This window comes from Cedecea sp. P7760 (assembly GCF_013386425.1).
Classification (GTDB): Bacteria; Pseudomonadota; Gammaproteobacteria; order Enterobacterales; family Enterobacteriaceae; genus Cedecea; species Cedecea selenatireducens.
On record NZ_JACARU010000061.1, the window covers coordinates 51,960 to 70,706 of the forward strand.

19 protein-coding genes and 1 tRNA gene are annotated in these 18,747 nt (G+C 46.8%); 4 read left to right on the forward strand and 16 right to left on the reverse strand.

What is annotated here, in order from left to right; translation table 11 throughout:
• Positions 1–98: 98 nt before the first annotated feature.
• Positions 99–174, forward strand: a tRNA-Ile gene (locus HX778_RS19750).
• Between the two features lie 102 nt (positions 175–276).
• Here the strand turns inward: HX778_RS19750 and HX778_RS19755 are convergent.
• The 12 genes from HX778_RS19755 to HX778_RS19810 form a co-directional block, all read right to left on the reverse strand.
• Positions 277–1,110 (reverse strand): DUF4942 domain-containing protein, encoded by an 834-nt coding sequence (locus HX778_RS19755; protein ID WP_176982834.1) that lies wholly within the window; start codon positions 1,108–1,110, stop codon positions 277–279.
• 115 nt (positions 1,111–1,225) lie between these two features.
• On the reverse strand, positions 1,226–1,567 hold the full coding sequence (locus HX778_RS19760) for a TA system toxin CbtA family protein (RefSeq protein WP_145538402.1): 342 nt from the start codon (positions 1,565–1,567) through the stop codon (positions 1,226–1,228).
• 20 nt (positions 1,568–1,587) lie between these two features.
• Entirely contained in the window at positions 1,588–1,905 is a 318-nt protein-coding gene (locus HX778_RS19765; protein ID WP_176982835.1) for a type IV toxin-antitoxin system YeeU family antitoxin, read from the reverse strand.
• A gap of 18 nt (positions 1,906–1,923) precedes the next feature.
• On the reverse strand, positions 1,924–2,145 hold the full coding sequence (locus HX778_RS19770) for a DUF987 domain-containing protein (RefSeq protein WP_079939379.1): 222 nt from the start codon (positions 2,143–2,145) through the stop codon (positions 1,924–1,926).
• Between the two features lie 8 nt (positions 2,146–2,153).
• On the reverse strand, positions 2,154–2,630 hold the full coding sequence (radC, locus tag HX778_RS19775; RefSeq protein ID WP_176982836.1) for a DNA repair protein RadC: 477 nt from the start codon (positions 2,628–2,630) through the stop codon (positions 2,154–2,156).
• Positions 2,631–2,645: 15 nt separating this feature from the next.
• On the reverse strand, positions 2,646–3,104 hold the full coding sequence (locus HX778_RS19780) for an antirestriction protein (RefSeq protein WP_176982837.1): 459 nt from the start codon (positions 3,102–3,104) through the stop codon (positions 2,646–2,648).
• 96 nt (positions 3,105–3,200) lie between these two features.
• On the reverse strand, positions 3,201–3,440 hold the full coding sequence (locus HX778_RS19785; RefSeq protein ID WP_032751322.1) for a DUF905 domain-containing protein: 240 nt from the start codon (positions 3,438–3,440) through the stop codon (positions 3,201–3,203).
• A 77-nt stretch (positions 3,441–3,517) separates the two neighbouring features.
• Positions 3,518–3,991: a hypothetical protein gene (locus HX778_RS19790; protein ID WP_128451208.1), complete on the reverse strand. Its 474-nt coding sequence runs from the start codon at positions 3,989–3,991 to the stop codon at positions 3,518–3,520.
• A 27-nt stretch (positions 3,992–4,018) separates the two neighbouring features.
• On the reverse strand, positions 4,019–4,852 hold the full coding sequence (locus tag HX778_RS19795) for a hypothetical protein (RefSeq protein WP_176982838.1): 834 nt from the start codon (positions 4,850–4,852) through the stop codon (positions 4,019–4,021).
• 38 nt (positions 4,853–4,890) lie between these two features.
• Positions 4,891–5,592, reverse strand: coding sequence for a WYL domain-containing protein (locus HX778_RS19800; protein WP_176982839.1), 702 nt, complete (start codon positions 5,590–5,592; stop codon positions 4,891–4,893).
• Between the two features lie 215 nt (positions 5,593–5,807).
• Positions 5,808–6,629, reverse strand: coding sequence for a DUF932 domain-containing protein (locus tag HX778_RS19805; protein ID WP_128451205.1), 822 nt, complete (start codon positions 6,627–6,629; stop codon positions 5,808–5,810).
• 91 nt (positions 6,630–6,720) lie between these two features.
• A complete protein-coding gene (locus tag HX778_RS19810; protein ID WP_370527405.1) occupies positions 6,721–7,545 on the reverse strand; it encodes a GTPase family protein in 825 nt (274 codons plus the stop codon).
• Positions 7,546–7,903: 358 nt separating this feature from the next.
• On the opposite strand from HX778_RS19810, the gene HX778_RS19815 reads away from it, so the two are divergent.
• The 3 genes from HX778_RS19815 (at position 7,904) to HX778_RS19825 (ending at position 14,279) form a co-directional block, all read left to right on the forward strand.
• Complete coding sequence (locus HX778_RS19815; protein WP_145538386.1) at positions 7,904–10,042, forward strand: site-specific DNA-methyltransferase; 2,139 nt, start codon at positions 7,904–7,906, stop codon at positions 10,040–10,042.
• A 5-nt stretch (positions 10,043–10,047) separates the two neighbouring features.
• A complete protein-coding gene (locus HX778_RS19820) occupies positions 10,048–12,618 on the forward strand; it encodes a DEAD/DEAH box helicase (protein ID WP_145538384.1) in 2,571 nt (856 codons plus the stop codon).
• A gap of 116 nt (positions 12,619–12,734) precedes the next feature.
• On the forward strand, positions 12,735–14,279 hold the full coding sequence (locus HX778_RS19825; protein ID WP_218167205.1) for an SIR2 family protein: 1,545 nt from the start codon (positions 12,735–12,737) through the stop codon (positions 14,277–14,279).
• Between the two features lie 89 nt (positions 14,280–14,368).
• Here the strand turns inward: HX778_RS19825 and HX778_RS19830 are convergent, their stop codons facing one another.
• The 4 genes from HX778_RS19830 to HX778_RS19845 form a co-directional block, all read right to left on the reverse strand.
• Positions 14,369–14,992, reverse strand: coding sequence for an inovirus Gp2 family protein (locus HX778_RS19830; protein ID WP_145538382.1), 624 nt, complete (start codon positions 14,990–14,992; stop codon positions 14,369–14,371).
• Between the two features lie 222 nt (positions 14,993–15,214).
• Positions 15,215–16,627 carry a YfjI family protein gene (locus HX778_RS19835; protein WP_176982840.1) on the reverse strand — a complete coding sequence of 471 codons (1,413 nt, stop codon included), beginning with the start codon at positions 16,625–16,627 and terminating at the stop codon, positions 15,215–15,217.
• A 123-nt stretch (positions 16,628–16,750) separates the two neighbouring features.
• A complete protein-coding gene (locus HX778_RS19840) occupies positions 16,751–16,987 on the reverse strand; it encodes an AlpA family transcriptional regulator (protein ID WP_145538378.1) in 237 nt (78 codons plus the stop codon).
• A gap of 515 nt (positions 16,988–17,502) precedes the next feature.
• On the reverse strand, positions 17,503–18,387 hold the full coding sequence (locus tag HX778_RS19845; protein WP_145538377.1) for a hypothetical protein: 885 nt from the start codon (positions 18,385–18,387) through the stop codon (positions 17,503–17,505).
• Positions 18,388–18,747 lie beyond the last annotated feature (360 nt).

Genomic DNA, 18,747 nt, shown 5'->3' on the forward strand with positions numbered 1-18,747 from the left:
GAAAGTATAAGGGATTGATTAGCAATTGTTTATAAAATCAGCACATGCTATTTAAGCGCTGGATTGCCATCGACAGTTACATTATAATCCAGCGCCAAGGCCCCTTAGCTCAGTGGTTAGAGCAGGCGACTCATAATCGCTTGGTCGCTGGTTCAAGTCCAGCAGGGGCCACCAGATAAAACAAGGAGTTAGATGAAAAATCATCTGACTCCTTTTTCGTTTTATACGAATCGGGTCAGGTAATGGGTCAGGTAAGGAATTGCTTCCCTACCCTGTTCATCTCGCTGCCAGCATCCTTGGATAGTGCTTCGCCACGATATCATTCATCTTTTCTGTCAGATCGTAGCGCTTAAAAGTGATGTGCGCGGTTCCTTTCTGAAAGTAACGGATACTGAAGAAATCATCTTCGTAAACATCCTTCGAAAGGTTGTCCCGAATATGTTCCATCAACCGAGTAGTAACATCACCATGGTTGTCGGGTATCGGTTTACCATCAAGCAGAAATAACATTCGTTCCAGGTCCGCTAGTTGATCCCTACGCCAACCCCAGTTCAGACTAAATCCCCAGCGGTTATACGTCACCAGATTGTTAACGATGATCTTTTTACCAAAGCTGCTGGGACTATTGGTTTTGTAATCCCACGACAGCCCTTTAAATACATTGATAATGCCACGCTCAAATACATCCATTTTGTTCAGATGTAACAGCTCAAAAGTACTGAGGATATTCTCCTCGCTGATGGCAGGTAGCGCCCCCTCCTCAAGGTTCTTATGCCACTGGTCGCGAGCCTGCGCATCCATCAAAGCCATCATGCCGGATCGCAGCATCAGGTCTCGCCAGATACTGCGATCTATTGTACGGGTGACGGCAGGCATCGCTTTATCAGCCTTCTCAGTCAGCCAGCTATCGTAACGATGCCCGGATTTCATCGCCCAGTCTTGCGCTGTACCCCCGCCAATTTCTGAGGTTTGCCGTGAAATGGCATCAAGCTGCTCAATGAGTTGTTCAATCTGTTTAAGTGCTGCATTACGGCCTGTCACTATGCGTTCAATACTGGTCGAGCAAATCAGCACGCTATGATCGGTTAATACTTCAGCTTCAGTTTGCATGATATTTGGTCCGTAAAAAGCAAATGCGCCCGCCAGGTAATGGAAGGCGCATTATGCAATATGTAAACAAGGGGGAAAGATCAGCAATGTAAATCAGGAAGGTTCTACGCAATATTCAGCGTACTGCATTGTTACGGTTTTGCCGCAACAAGCCAGTTGCCTGCCGTGCTCGCAGAATATCTACAGCCCGAAGATACGGGGATTGTTCCTGCCAGCTAAATCCTTTGCGATCTATTCGAACCAGCTCGTATTTTTCCACCAGAAAGTTAACGGCATCGGCCAGCGTGATACCTGCATCGATATGTTCCTGTATAACGGATTCATCACTGAACGGCGTGTCGTTCAGGGTCAGGCCGTAGTGTTGTTCCAGCAGGCGTGTCAGTAGAATTTGCCAGATAGCCACGGGTGTCAGGCAGGGTTTTACCGCCCGCGAAGTTGCTGCAGATTGAGGTTTCATGTTTGCTCTCGTGAAAGTAATTAGCGCTTAGTGGGGTAAATGGCGATGTATACGTAGCCGCAACTGCCGAGGGTGTCGGCTTCGCAGGTAAAACCGGTGTGGTACAGGGTGACGCAATGAACGTGTAGGGGATTCAGTTCACCGGTGGTCAGCATCGATTCCATCTGGCTGATAAAATGCGGAAATGTGGCATCCAACCTCAGGCATTCGTCGTCACTGAACTTACCGGTGATACTGGCCCGGTCAGCCAGATAGTGCAGCCGGTTCCCCTCCTGCACCAGACGGGCTCCCAGGCGTGGCGTGATATCCCGCTGCAGGCCCCATGTGATGTTGCTCATTGATAACCTTCTTTATTGTCAGTTCAGGGTGATACTCATCAGGCAGGCATACGGTCCGTTGCGGTCCTGGCGGCGTTCGGCGTATACCGCCAGGACTCCTGTGATATCCGGAACTTCCCTGCCGCTGTAATGGCAGACGCTACCGTGCCACTGATATTTTCCGGTGCAGTAGCGAAAGATTCGGGACTCAGGATGCTGGCGGTATATCGTCATTGCCCGGCGCTTACTGATAATTTTCATGTAATTCCTCACAGCAGACCGTGTTCTGCGAACGAATAGATTTGCCGACCGCCGACAATCAGATGGTCAGGGACGCGGATATCCACCAGTTGAAGTGTCTGTACCAGCCGCTGCGTGAGAGCTTTGTCAGCCTGGCTGGGCGTCGTCTCGCCGGAGGGATGGTTATGCGCCAGTATCACCGCTGCGGCATTGAAATACAGGGCGCGCTTAACCACTTCCCGGGGATGGACCTCGATGCGGTTAATCGTGCCGCTAAAGAGCGTCTCATGGGCAATAAGCTGGTTCTGGTTATCCAGATACATCACCCGGAACTCTTCCCGCTCAAGCTCGGCCATATGCAGTCGCAGCCATTCACGGACAGCATGTGTGGAGGTGAAGGCCACCCCGGGCTCATGCAGGTGCCGGTCCAGAGCCCTGAGAGCACGCTGGATGAGACGCCGGTCCTGTGGCGCTATCTCGCCGGGTAAAAAGGAAAGCTGTTTCATTCGTTGTTTCTCCGGTCAGTCGATGATGCGCAGAATGGCGTGAGCTTCAGGATGCTGCAGGGCATAGCCCCGCAGGCGGTAATAGTGCTCCGTCATGGCATCGCATTCGGTGCGACAGGCGTGATGGCTGTATTCAATCAGGCTGACAGCGATACCTGCGGCTTCCACGCTCATTTCCGCATCATTGCCGTTCATGCTGTTAAACAGGTGCCATTTATCGTCACTGTCAACATCAGGGGCCATAAACGCGCCACCATTGCTGAGCGTGTAAAAGGACCAGATACCACCGTTGTACTCATCACAGAAGCGGTCCATCCAGGCGAAAATGCGGGGTTCCAGCGTTATCCATTGTGGGATAGAGCCAAAGTGCTGCGGCCAGAAATCGAGACGTTGTTCGTTGGGAACCTGCGTTACTGTGAGTTTGAAATCGGATTCGTTAGCGGGTACAAGGTCGTACTGTGTCGCTGTTGTCATGTAAATGTCTCCGTCAATAAAAGGTGCCAGCGGCGATGGCTGGCGTGTGGGGTAATAAAGGATGGTCCGGGAGATGGATGTCGGGAATGGGGTTTGTCAGTCGGTGAGTAATGACCTGCGGATGCCATAGCGCCGGATATATGGGGTAAGTCCTGCACCGGCATCGGGCTCAAAGTTCCATGCGCGCCAGACCATGCCGCCATCATCGTCGCGCACAACCAGACGAAAATGCGTGTGATGGTCATCTTCGATGGTGACATTGTGATACCGACTGATAATGGCTTCGGCCTGCTGCCGGGTGAAAGAACCGGGCGGTAGTAACGGGGATTCAGGCATGATGATGACCTCAAAAAGCAAAAAGCCCTGTTGCACACGTGCAACAGGGCTGGTCGAATGACTTATGTGAAAAGCCGTCAGGGTTGATCGAGGCAATCCTGCCAGGTGATATCTTTCAGCGCGTCGTGAAGACCACGGGCACTGAACGGTTTCGATTCCCCTGACTGTAAAGCGGTGAAGGCCAGTTTGTCTTTTGCTCCTGTGTGCTTCAGCGCTTCAAAAGCCACCTGAGCCGGAACGGCCTCGCCAGGAAGCAAAGTTTCATTCTCAAGCGAGTATTTTTCATTGTTTATCAGAAGATACACCTCGTTCATTCCTTCATCAGAGGTGGCGCGGTAATCCTCCTTCGGAAGCTGCCAGGCAACAACCATCTTTTTGTTACTGCAACTGATAGTCAGCTTCTCTCCGGCCTGATTGTCGCTGCTGAGCGCAAACTCCATACCACCCGTATTGCCGTACCATTCGCCCCACTGTTGTTCGGTCACTGTTGCATGAGTGAAGGCCGGGGCCAGCAGAGACAGCAGGGCTGGCAAACAGGGTATAATTTTCATACTGTTATCCTTTTCAATTCATTAGCGCTAATTCAGTTTTTCTTTATACGCTTCTATCTGTGCCTTTAGTTGTGCCAGCGCAGCCGGTGCTATATCGGCGTCAACACGGATAAAATCTTCCTGAATCACGCTGAACTTCACCGGGAGCTTAAATTTGCTTGCGCCTGGCCCGCTCAGAATGGCCGTTCCCGTTTGCCCTGTATCACTGACCTGCTGCGCATTTTCAATCATCTGGCATGACACATTTTCATGAATGGAATCCCATACTTTTTCGCCAATGGCCCGGCAGGCGGCTGAGTGATATTGAGTAAGGTTCAGATGTGCCTTTTTCGCTTTGTCGAACCCGCTCTCTTTCTGTGGGTGGGCTTTGTAATAATCGAGCTTTTTCTGCAACTGCTCTTCCCTTCGTTTCTGCGCCTGCTGCTGATTGAGCTTATCAATCTCATCCGTATCCGGACGTGCGGTAATGACACCGTCACTGAGGGTCATGCGGACCGGGTAGATATTGCCGTTACTCAGGTTTGCAACCGCCAGATAACGGCCTTCAGATAAGGTTCTTGTGATATCGACTGAAACACAGGACTCCCGCGAATTGAGGTTCTCAAGCATATCGTTTACCGCCAGACAGCCTGATGCTTTGACCGTACTCTCCGGTGAGGCAGCAAAGCTGGAGCCAGCAACCATTGCCAGCAGAGGTAATAGTTTAATCAGTTTCATTTTTTTCCTTACTGAAATCAGATAAATAGGTTTTGTGAATACATAAATGCCCCGGATAATATCCACCGGCACATCAGTGGGCAGCATCAGGGCAGGGAGTCGGCTGGATACCCCGGTTTTTGACGATACTGGCGATAACAGCATCGGGCTCCTCTTTACTGCCCGGTGGATAAAAAGCTGCGCTATTCCGGCCGGTTATCAGCCGGAACAAACGCAAGCAGTGACTGCTGAATAAATCGAAAATGGGGTAAGGCCTGAATGAACACCGGGTCTTCAGCCAGGCGACATAAACTATCGTTACGCCGGAAAGACTCCTGCAGGGGCTGAACCAGATGAATTTCATCCAGCGTGAACACGGCAATATGTCCGTTATGCTCGGCAATTAGATACCACGTCTGCTGGTGGATGAGTAAACGGCATGGCGCCATTCGCTCGCAACGCTGACCGTCAGCAAGCAGCGTGACTTTTCTGCGGTCAGTAATCGCCTGAACCAGTCGCCAGAATGACAACTGCTCTGATGGCGAAGAGGCCGGATTAGCTGGTGGTATAACGCAGGGCGCTTCATCACACATCAACAACGCATTCACCAGTCGGCGGTCAAGACCTGGAAAAAGCCCGGCCAGCCCGCTGCGGTGGGCAAAGATAAGCACATCAGGCACCATCTGCATCTCACTGCCAGCGGTGCGCAGGCGGCAGTAGCCGGACTGATACTCCAGGTCCAGATACATCAGTCGCTCACGAAAATCACGCCGCAGCGTGCGAACCGATACGCCAAACTCTGCCGCCAGCTTACGCACGCTCAGCGTTTCCCCGGCAACCAGGCGGCTGATTATCAGCGACAGCCTGACCGCCAGTCGGTCATGGCGACGTTCTGCCTGTGTCATGAGAGGTTCTCCGGGAAATTTAACTGACTGAAAATGATGTGATTACTTTAAAGAGGGGCGTGGTCAGGGTATGGACACCGCAGTAACTATTTTTCATTTCTGCAAATGTCAGTTGTGCCGGGGGTTACAGACTATCCCGGGGGAGTGAGGGCAGCGATTACGTCGCAATGCGGACAGGTGATGTCCGATATTAACAACATGGTAACATCAAGCGGCTACTGCAGCTGCGTGAGCAGCGTTTCCGCCATCACCCACAGTGCCCGGTTAAGCTTCACGTCCCCGTCAATGCCACGCACAGCACGGGTATGCGACCGTCCGCCTTTGGCATTACGGCCACTGAGCCCACCTTTAATCAGGTTTTCCTGAATCCGCTGATAGGTAGTCCACAGGTCGTTGCTTTCGTCCTGCCAGCGGCGCGGGGAGAGTATCTGCGATTCAGTAACAGGCTGGTGGTCCTCACCAAAACGATACGTAAGCGCGGCTTTTGCCAGTGCCTGCTGCGCAGGTGGCGGTAACAGCAACGACTGCATGGCATCCCGCTTTTCTTCCACACGGTCAAAAATCCCCAGCACCTCATAGGCCCCCTCAATAACCTGACTCACCACGTCCCCCTTGTGTGGCACCCTTACCTCGCCAAACGATTCGCCACACACAAGACCGTTCTGACACACAGCCCTGAACAGGCCCGGTAACATCTGGTATGAGCTCGTGCCGTCATGCGAGTTGAGCAGGATAATTTCCGGCACCTGCTTACCGGTAATCTGTCCTTCCCGGCGCAGGCGCAGCATATGCTTCGTATGTTCACGACGGCCGGGGTCACGTACACGGGTCTGACAGGCAAAGAACGGCTGAAAGCCCTCCCGCTGCAGACTGTCCAGCAGAGAGATGGTGGGAATATATGTATAACGTTCACTACGGGATTCGTGTTTGTCCTCACTGAATACGCTGGGTACCACGCGAAACAGTTCTTCACGGGTTAACGGACGGTCACGACGAATAAGATTTGCTGCGCCAAAGCGCGAAGCCAGACGGGTCATAAGCAGACTCCTCATAACGGGAAAACAAATAAAAGAAAGCCCCGTCGCACAGGCGACAGGGCTCGTGAAAGAACAGGCAGGCGTTAAACGTTCAGAAGAAGAAATTCCAGACGGCCCGGGCAACGGACACCACGGTGTCACGGACGGCCTGTATTACGGCCCGTACCGGAGCCGGTATCAGTGGGAAAGCACTTACCGTGTCCAGTACCGCGCCGACCGTTTCACCAAAATCGTCACGTGCTTTTTCCTGGACTGTCGTTGTGCGAAAGGGAGATTGCAGTTGCGCCACCACCGGGCTACTGGCCTCACGTGGCAGACACTTTATCATCCGCTCGGCCATCACCCGTAACCCCCACTGCAGACGGACCGACACCGCACACACCGGATGTACAGGTTGAAACAGCTCGTGCAGCAGGCAGATTTTGCGGCTGATATTCTGCTTCTGCTCCGTAGACAATTGACCATTACCGCTGGTGGGTTCGGCCTTATCCGACTGGCTGATAACAAACAGCACCTTATGCCGGTAAGTCTCACCCATCACCTGATGATAAAAATGTTCATCCACCGCCAGCGCCCGGTCATCGGCCTTTATCAGCCACAGCACCAGATCCAGTCGGGGAAGCTGTTCACGGTACAGCGCAGCATACTCGGTATCGCGGGCACTGCTTTCTCCTACACCTGGAAGGTCAACGATCGTCATATAACGCTCGCCGACCTGCAAACGAAAGCGTAGTGGTTCTCGGGTACAGGCAGTAACATCACTGACTGGTGAGACTTCTCCGGCAAATAAGGCATTACACAGACTGCTCTTACCTGCTCCAGTTTTCCCCATAATGCCGATCACAGGTTCATATTCAGTAAGCGAGTGTATATGTTTTAGGATCGTATCAGACAGTCGTGTAGGCAGCGCGGCCATCGCCTTGTTGATGGTATTGATACCCTCTTGTTTACTCATGATTTTTCCAGAGAGAAAATAAAATAACAACGGCGAACCGACAAGTTCGCCGTATGGATGGTTGTGTTCAGAGAAATGATATATGTCTGAAAATATTTGGATTATCTGGTGCCACTTAGATAGTGAAAACTGGGCTACAGGCATGTCGGGAATAACCTACATCTCTCGGTTTAAGGATCGATGAAGTCGTTGATTAGTGTTAATATTACCGCCAATTTTTCAGCGTTCTGATTCTTTCTGTGAATCAACGTATTGTGCTTCCCTGATAGCCGAACGCTTGAACCTACAATGCTCAGAATTGATAAGAAAAAAGGAATATATGTCCAGGCTGACTGATTTAATAGCGCAAGCGAAGGCCAAAGATCCGCAACTGGCCGCTGATCTTGATCGAGAAATCAAGATCCTATCGTCACGTCTCCCCTTTGGGCTTAATTTTGAACGACACAGCCCTGAAGTTGTTGAGTTGCCATTGCGGCCTATTCGCAAGGGAGACAAGGTTCGCGTGCTGCCAGAGCGTGGGTCAACGAAGAAAGGTGATCAACGGCTGTGGCAAGTTAAAGTCATTCATAAGTCGAAGAAAGTCGCTGATCTCGAATTGCTGGGCGCGGCTGATATCGAAACTCAGACTGTAGCGCTTGACGACCTTGTAGTTATAGCTGAATTTCGTGACACGATCTGGCCGGGTCTGGTTAGTACAGGAAAAGTGCAACGCGGCGGAGACAAACCTTTCCACTCAGTTATCAATGGCGAGAACTACCATGTGTTAAAGGCATTAACCTACACACACAGGGGCAAAGTGGATGCCATCTATATCGACCCGCCGTATAATACAGGGGCAAAAGACTGGAAGTACAATAATGACTACGTCGAAGGTGACGACATCTATCGACATAGCAAATGGTTGGCGATGATGGAACGTCGCTTGCTGGTAGCTAAAGAATTGTTAAATCCAGCGGATTCTGTGTTGATCGTCACTATTGATGAAAAGGAATATCTGCGGCTGGGAATGTTGCTGGAACAAATATTTCCGGAAGCTAACGTGCAGATGGTTTCATCAGTTATAAATCCAAAGGGAGCTTCTCGTGGAAACGGATTTCGACGTACTGATGAATATCTCTATTTTGTGATGTTTGGAGCTTCATCACCTGCACGCCTTCAGCTTGGTGCTGATTGGGCTAGTTCTGCTTCAAGTACAGTAGAGGATAATGAAGAAGGGAAAGCACCATCGACACCAGAATGGACCTCAATGATGCGACGTGGTTCACACGCTTCCCGCACGGAGCGGCCTGGGCTTTTTTTCCCAATATATGCTACTCCCGATGGAAAACGAATTGTTGAGATTGGCGAGAGCATTCCGTTAGGAGCAGAACTCCCACAAGACAGACCCGGACTGACGACTATTTGGCCTCTACGTTCAGATGGTTCAGAAGGTGTATGGCAAGTTGGGCCTGCAGAATTACGAAATCGCATTGAGCAAGGTAGGGTTAGACTAGGACGAGCCACTTCCTATGGTTTTGTCGTGAATTATCTTCCTGACGGTGCGTATGCAGCCGTATTGTCTGACCTTTTCGAAATACATGGTCGTGCTGAGGATGGCTCACTAATAGCAACAGGTCGCCGCGATACTCGACGAGTTGCCCCCTCACAGTGGAAAATTGCATCTCATAATGCCTCAGAGTATGGCACAGCCCTTCTTCGGTCCTTGTTACCGTCGAGGACTTTTCCATTCCCTAAATCGCTTTATGCTGTTGAGGACGCTCTTCGCTTTTTTGTTGCTAACAAGCCCAAAGCAATCATTCTCGATTTCTTTAGTGGCTCAGGTACAACAGCCCACGCAGTCATGCGCCTAAACAAGCAGGATGGTGGCTATCGTCAGTGCATCTCTGTCACTAATAACGAAGTCGCTGCCGACGAACAGAAAAAATTGCGACAACAGGGCTTTCGCCCCGGAGATCCTGACTGGGAAAATTGGGGCATTTGTGACTACATAACCAAACCACGTGTACAGGCCGCCATCACAGGGAAAACGCCGAAAGGACAACCTATTAAGGGTAATTATAAATTTATCGATGAGTTCCCCATGTCTGAAGGCTTCGAGGAAAACGCCGAATTTTTCACCCTAACCTACGAAGCTGAGAAATCGGTTAGCCACAATTTGGCCTTTGTTCACATTGCGCCGTTACTGTGGCTACGCGCTGGCGCATGCGGCAAACGTATTGACAAACTGCCTGCTGAAGGATGGGCGGTGACTGATGCTTATGGCCTGCTGTCGGCTATGGATCAGGCCACACCCTTCATTGAAGCCATTAGCCATGCTAATGACGTGCGCGTGGCCTTCATCGTCACCGACGATGATCGTCACTTCCAAGCTGTCACCAGACGTTTACCAAAAAGCGTTGAGCCTGTGCGTCTGTACGAATCGTACCTGACAAATTTCAGCTTCATCAGTGGGGAATAAACAGAATGAAGTTCACTCTCAAGGACTACCAGCGCGATGCTGTGCGTGATTCGCTGGTAAATCTCAGAAAGGCTCGCCGTTACTGGCATAACGAGAATGAAAAGAGCGCCTTCTCTTTAACGGCTGTGACCGGTGCGGGTAAGACTGTCATGGCTGCCGCTGCGTTTGAAGCATTATTTCATGGCGACGACGAATTTAATTTCGATGCCGATCCCGGTGCGGTCGTGATCTGGTTCAGTGACGATCCTGCACTGAACGAACAAACCCGTTTTCGTCTGATGGAGGCCAGTGACCGTATCAACTATAACGATATGGTAGTCGTTGAACACCCTTTCAGTCGGCGCAAGTTTCAGGCCGGGAAAATCTATTTCCTTAACACGCAGAAGTTTGGCAAGAATAGCCTATTGGTGCGCGGGTTCGATGATAAAGGCGGGCTTTTCGAAGCAGCACCTGATGCGCAGGCTTATACGTTGTGGGATACCATCCAGAACACCATCGAAGATCCGGATCTGACACTTTACTTGGTGCTGGATGAAGCGCACAGGGGGATGGGTTCATCAACGACTTCCAGCGAAGCAGCTAAAAGTACCATTGTGCAACGGCTCATCAATGGTTCGGCTGGGGTAAAGGGTATACCAGTAGTATGGGGGATCTCCGCAACAGTTGAACGTTTCGACAAAGCCATCGTGAATGCTGGTCATCATGTCAAACTGCCGAATGTAGTGGTTGACCCCGCTAAAGTGCAGGAATCGGGACTTATCAAGGACGATATCATTCTGGGTGTGCCGGATGAAGCTGGTGACTTCGATACAGTGTGGGTACGCCGTGCTGCCGACAAACTCAGGGAAGCGACCGATGCCTGGACAGAGTACGCAAGGCAGCAGGAAACCGTGAGCGAAGTAGTGCCTCTGATGGTATTCCAGGTACCCAATATGCCAGATCCGAACGAGGTCGGACGCTGGCTGGATACGTTATTCTCCCGTTATCCTGAATTGCCCACTGATAGTGTTGCTCATGTTTTCGGTGAACACACCACACAACGTTTCGGCCAACATCAGGTACCTTATATTGAACCGCAGCGGGTGCAGGAATCAGCCTGGCTACGTGTACTGATTGCTAAGGATGCCATCAGCACTGGTTGGGATTGCCCGCGTGCCGAAGTGATGGTTTCATTCCGCGCGGCCAGCGACAGGACACATATTACACAATTGCTGGGGCGTATGGTGCGAACTCCACTGGCAAGACGTATTCCGGGTAATGAGCGCTTAAACTCAGTAGAATGCCTGTTGCCTAAGTTTAATACCAATACCGTGAGAGATGTCGTCAATACCTTGTTTAAGGGCGATGATACCTCTCCTCCAAGCGGACGCGTCCTAGTTAACCCTGTGGAGATGAAACCTAACCCGGCGGCTTCAGCTGCCGTATGGGAAGTATTTGAAGCGCTACCTTCGCAAACCCGACCACAGAAAGGAGCCAGACCCGCCCGACGTCTGACCGCGCTGGCACAGGAACTGGTTGATGACGGAATTCTTGATGGGGCAGTCAAAAAAGCCCATGCTGCTTTGCACGCTGTCCTGGACAAGTTCCAGACAGAAAATGCTGAAAAAATCCAAAACAAGCGCAATGCAGTGCTCGTTGTGGATGGAAAAGCGGTAGTTGCCAGCCTGAAGAACAAAGCAATGACCTTCAACGAATTCTGGGAGGAGGCGGACGTAGCGGTGATTGATGACGCCTACCGGCGTGCAGCACGAATCTTCAGCCCGGATGTTTCACGTACCTATGTCGAATATGTTGCCGATAAGGTCGTGGATCGAGAAGAAGATGCAGAGGAGTACCTGGAAACAATCATGGAAGCTCGTGTGACCCTTGCTAGCCTGGGGCTGGTGATGGAGGTGCAGGATTACTTCGATGCCGAGGCAGATAAACTGGCAAAGGCGTGGCTGGCCGATTACACATCGAAGATCAAGTCGTTGAAAGATGAGCGTAAAGAGGCTTACCGTCAAATCGTCGAAATGAGTACCGAACCGCAGGATCTGGATCTGGTCAGGCCAGAGAACAAATTTGAAATGACAAGGGCGCGTGAAGGTGAGAAGGAAACTGACCTTCCAGTATGGAAACACCATTTGTTGTGTGACGAAAGCGGGAACTATCCGGCTCAGTTGAACCACTGGGAAACCAAGGTCTTTGAGATCGAAACCAAACGTGAAGGATTTGCTTTCTGGTATCGTAATCCACAGTTCACAGGTCAGTCGTCACTGGGAATCGCCTATGTTGAAGCCGAACAGTACAAGATTGTTCGTCCCGATTTCCTATTCTTTGCCGAACAGGATGACAAAATGGTTGTGGACTTGGTAGATCCACATGGCCTACATCTGGCTGATGCTTTGCCCAAACTGAAAGGACTGGCGCTATATGCCGAACATCATCCTGGTGCTTACAGACGAATCGAATCCGTCGCCGAAGTAAAGGGTAAGTTACGGGTGTTAGATTTGAAACGGCATGATGTACGAAATGCTATAGCTGTAGCTGAAAATGCGGAAACGTTATTCAGTAGTGGACTTGCCAATGACTATTAGCACCCTAAGATAAATTGAATATAAAATGGCCTTTTATAAATTGAAAGGCCATAGTTATAAAGAATATTTTTATTTACTGATAAGCGGTTCCACTAGTTAACTTAAATAAGTAGGTAATGGCTATGAATTTAGGATTTTTTTTTGGTGCTGGAGCGGAAATTGGGTATGGTTTACCAAGTGGAGGCAAATTTGCCATTGATCTTTTTAGACAAGATCCAAGTCAGTATAAGACTGAGCTCCGCCAACAACTGCGATTAGTGGATTCACGCTCACCTTACGCCAATGATTGGCTACCTCAGGGGTATGCTGATAAAAGCATTTATGCTTTTGGACGTAACGAGTTCTCCAGTATTATTGAATCATCTATCGAATATAAACGAGAAGAAATAATTCGGCGTCTAAACCGTTTTGATCAAGAATGTGATGATGCCTTATTAACCCTAGGAATTGATAAAGCCACATTAGAAAATTTATTTTCAGAGTTGACAGGTCATGTCATTGGTGAGCGTCTGTATACACATGATATTCGCCTTAACGAGTTACTAGCCAGAGATGTTAGATTATTCGAATCCGAATATTACTCTGCTATGTTGGATGTGGTTCGAGAATCAGATAACAATGATGATTTAAAAAGATATGTCATTTCATTTTTGCAATTATTGGTCGGTGCACACGGTCAATCTCTTGTACAACGCCTAAACCAAGAATTGTTTGAGGCTGCACCGGATGATTTACCCATCTTCGATGATATTACGGGTATGTTCCGTCTGGAATTTAACCGCATTGGTTCAACAGCTTTAGAGCTATTACTGGAAGAAAATAGAAATTTCAATATCGGTGAAGATGCAACAGCCCTTACACTTTTCTGTGCCATAGCCCAAAAAGTATTAGAGAATCTGTTCACTACAGTACTCGACTACCAGAAATTGATAGATGACCACTTTCGATATCTCTTCTCACCATCCACGGAATGGGCTAAGTTCACTCGGATGGTTATTTTCCTCAAGATCGCACGCGATTATATTAGTGCCCAGGCACCATCTATCGAAAATCTTCCCGATCATGGTTATTATCATGATTTAGCTACATTTGATGGTAATCTAACAATTTCAGCCATTGGTACGGCTAATTATAACAGCCTCCTGGCAGAGGTTTTCCGTGGTATGAATATAGAGTTACCACAAATTATTCACCTGAACGGCAGTGTACATGACTATTATAATCCTTATAAAAATGCGGTTATCACTTGTGAAAATCCAGATGATGTAGATCAAAGTCAGATCCATGTTCCATTCATGCTGACGCAAAGCGGTCTAAAGCCTTTAACATCGGTAACTATGTCAAGACGATACGTTAGTCTTTTTGATGCTTATGCTGAATCTGATGCTATTGTTGTTGTAGGTTTTGGATTTAATAAAGATGATAGCCATATTAATGGGCTTTTCCGTGAACTGATTGAGAATAAAGGACGGAAATTAATACTTATTTCGAGGCGTGTGGATGGAAGTGTCGAAGAACAGAAACGGCGGTTGCGTAACAAATTACGTATTTCCCATGAGTTCAACCACTTGCTAATAGTAATTCCAGTAGATGATCTCACAAGGTGTCAAGATGACCGACTATGGTTAGAGCAAGTTGTTGATACTTTAAACGAGGAATAAGGCAACTGATGATAGTGCTATAATCATTATTGTTCCTATTGATACTAGCCAGCCCTTATCTCTCTGATAAGGGCGCTAATTAATGCCAGTTAATTATTACTGCTCCCAAATGTTCTATAACCGTCATCAAAGTTCTTGCTTTTCACTTTGGTGAGATAATCAATTCGATTCAGTAAATCGTCGGGATAAATATCATTAAGAATATGATCACGATTCAGGGTATATTTACCATTAGAAGGATACTGCACCAAGTGCTGTCCCTCTTCAGTAGTCAGACTTAATGCGCTACACCATGCCGAAGTGATCATAGTTCTTAACGTATCTTCATTCAGATTAAAATGTCCTAGGTGATAGTAAGCATCCTTATTAAAAAATAGAAATATGTGAAAGTGGCGTTTACCATTCTTGGTAAATTCACGTACCCACGCATACCGGAGCGTATTAGGATGTACCCGTTTACCCTCCTTGCGCTTACGCTGTTCATCTGCTGCCAGTTTGGCTTTCAGTGAATTAGTAAATCTTGATATAGAACCTGAATCAGTATTAGCGTTACAGGAAATAGTATCACCATTGTCCAGAATAATTGGATCATGGAGATCCACACGTATTGCTAGTGTACGACTATGTTCCTTAACAGATTTTTTAATAACATCGATAATCCTTTCTTTGTATTTTTTAACATGACTGCCATACTCGCTATCGTAGATATTCATAATTCCCCTTCGATGGATAACAGTCATCGTATTACTGGCTATGGCTTATTAGTGTGATATATACAGGCATTATTAATTACAGTATATAATAACTATCCAACACTGAATTTCAGACAAATAATAGCTACAGCCTATGATGACTGATTAAAAGTTACTCTTTAATTAGTTGGAATGAAAATCGGTTAATAAAACAATTATTACATCCTATCTTTGGCCTGTTCGTTATATAAGAATATCGACAGGTTGTATGAAAATGGTTTTCCCTCTCTTCTCCGCCCGTATTTTTTTTTGCGAATAAAGTGTACTCAGCAGTTCATTCAATTTGCTCCGGTTCCTGAACCGGTTTGGACCATATTGCAAGATGGTCGTCTTCCTGATATACGGCACCACACACCGGTAGCAATAATCTTTTACCCACGAATAAAGTTCATCTGCTTCTGAACTGACCAACAGCAACGTCTGGGGTTTAGAGAAAATTCTCACATACTCATCCACATACCAGGCACTTATCTCTACTGCTGCTTCTACGGCAGTAAGGGATATATCCCCTTCATCACCATTAACCTTATGCAGCAGCGCAGCAATCCTTGCCATATTTTCCGCCATTTTAGAGGCATAATCCTTAAAGCCGGACAGGAAGCCAATCAACCCCATTTCTGACTCGACTTTATTATAAAATTCGAGCCAGCGTTTTTCAGCTTCGGTAGAGAAACGCAGGCACTGACGCTCATTTTCATCATTTCTGGCAATACTTTCGTTAACGATCTCCATCAGTCGTTGATGAAATACCGGCAGATGCTCGCTTGAGACAACCGGGCTGGTAATTTGCCTGTAGCCCTGTGTTGAACCAGGCTGACACATCAAACACCGGGCGAAAAATCCGATCCCTTTAGCTGTATCGCCTTTTCGTTCCAGATACCCTTTTTTAAACACATCAGGCTGAACCATCAGTGCCAGCGTCATTCTGGCATCTTTGATTAATTTGTCTGGCTCGCTTTTTCTTTCCACAGGAAACATTGCGCCATCCCACATTTTATTGATGAAAGGCAGTTCATTCAGCGCATAGCCGTTAAAAATGGTGCCTGCTTCATCAGACATAAGCCCGATGGACCGCCAGCGCCCACTGAGATAGTCTTTTATCGCCGCTGGAGTGGCATCGTTGAATATCTGCCTAAACCTGACCGGTGCTTTCGGGTACGCTGCCAGCAGCGCTTTCAGCCGTTCATTCGTTGTGGAATGATCTTTGCTACGGCGAATATCTGATTTCAGTTTTGACATAAGGGCTTTTTTTTCAACGTTAAAAGTCGTTTCCTCACTCCGCCAGATAATCAGTTCCTCGGTATATTTTTCAAACCATTCTTCTTCTAGTTGATACAATGGCTTCATTAGCAGTTTGTCCACCGTACTTTTGCGTTCACCCGATTCCGCCAGTGTCAGTAAAAAAAGCGATACCGGGCTGCGCAGATTATTCAGTCTGCACACATCAATCCGGTTCTGGCAGGCAAGAGAAATAACCCCTAGTACTGATGCGGCAATCAAAGCCTGGGGAGCCTGCGTATGCTGTTCTACTTCGTAAACCGCATTTCTGATGATCTGTGGGAACACATGTACAGGAAAAGGACGACCACACAGCATAGATACCTCTCATTCAGTTAACGTTTAAAAAGACTTCACTCATACTGCTATTCCGCTATTAATGGCAGAAATAGCAGGATGAACTCGGTCATCCAAAAAAATAAATGCAAAAAACACCTGATGTTAACGCTCACTGATCCAATAGAGCAGATCACTTAATAGCCACCCGCAAGATTTCAGACCAATAGACTTACGCAGTGGAAACTGACCGACTTGCTCTAGTTTCCAGGCCGTTGAACGGGATACAGATGTAATGTACTGACGCTCTTTTTCACGTACGAGGCGATCATGAGGTTCGCCATTGTTGCGTAATACCTGTAAGCGTTCTTCTGATGTTGGATTGTTGAATTTTGCTTTCATACTGCCTCCTTTGTTTCGATGGATGCAGCATGGCTTAAGCAGGCCCTAATATAAAAGAAGTTTACGGCTTATTAAGGTGCATATTGCTTATTGTGGTGCTTAAAGTGGCTTGATGTGGCTTTTACGGTGGCTTAATGTGGGGGTTTTAAATACATGTAACTCTTGCTAAATAGCATACTCGATGTATTTACCGTTTTTCATTTGCATCATTACATTTTTAGCAAAACCTGAAAAATAAATATTGAAAAGGTTAAAAGAGAGGTTCATTAAGAGATATGCAATAATCATGCAAATCACAATAATTAAAAAACATCATAAATACATTTTTCTTAATATTAACCTTTCCATTTATAGCTATACTCTATATTAACTTTATATAATTAAGGATTAGTCAACAAAAAATCTCTACTAGAAATTTCCACCATAGATTGCTGAGAATGACAAATATTAGAATTCATGAATAATGCTAGAGAATTTTTATATTTGCCATAAAAAACGATAAATTACTTGAAGCATCATTGAATTGATTTCAACCAGCGGCGAATAGTTTCCGGGCTGAATTCTCGCCCAGGTAATATATCCCTGGCATCCGAATTCAACATGTTCGCGATTGGTGCGGCCTCAAGTTTACCATTTTTACTTTTATAATATTTACTTAACATTATAAATATAGCATCTCGTTCTGCCTTAGATACCCTTTCTTTAGCCCCTTTAACAATTTCTTTAGCATTCACATTTTGATCAGCGTTCCTTTCCGCTCCGGCAACTATTGATTTTATATTTTGAGGTGAAACCTCATCTGCATCTTTGGTAAGTAAAGACCCATCTAAAACAGCTTCAATGTCAGGTCCAACAAAAAAATCTTCTTTGAAAATTACAAAAGAATGATTGAAAAATAAAATATGATCACTTGCATTGCCGTTAATAATGACTGCCCCAGGATTATTAATAATGGCATTACGTGAGGTTCCATTTGCAACATGATATCCTTCATTTGCAAAACGAGTTATTTTAGTTGGCTTTACTTCCCAAAAGCCATATGCCAGACCTTGATAAGAAATATAAGATGAAACAATTTCATTTGGATTTTTATTTTTTTCAATTTCACATTCTTGTGGATTTAGAGGAATAAAAACCCTATAAGCCGTTGAACCAAAAATGCTTTGATACTCATCAGAACCTGACGTAATACTTTCTATTTCCGAATCGCCATCCCCCTCGAGTGGTCTTTGCAAGCAACATGGAACAGCATCTAATTTTACAAATAGCTTTCTTGAAAAGCTCAACCAATCACTTATAATTTCCGTAATAGATATATTTTCCCGTTCACATAAGTCAGTAATTGAAAGGAAACTGCCAGTCTCAACTACATTATTATTTTTGTTTTCTAGAGTAAACAAACATCCCTCCACTAATTATATAAGTAAATTTTATAACAAAGACAGTGCTTTTAAATGTTACGTTTATCATACATGATTTCTATTAAGAGAAACATAAAAACACATAGTGTTCTAGACCCAAAAACTTCATTTTATTAATGTGCGTCAAATCACAAACTGTAAAAATCAATCTAAAAAAAAGATTTGTATCAATGGTGGCAACTCAAGAATAACGCAACAGTCAAAAAATACAGATGACAAGAAAACTTATTGTATTCTGCAGCGAATAGATAACAATCAGCCTGATTTTTGGGTAAGACAAGGATACGTCACCCTTCAAACTTTCGATGATCGCCTTGCGACCACCCTCCTTCCGAACTA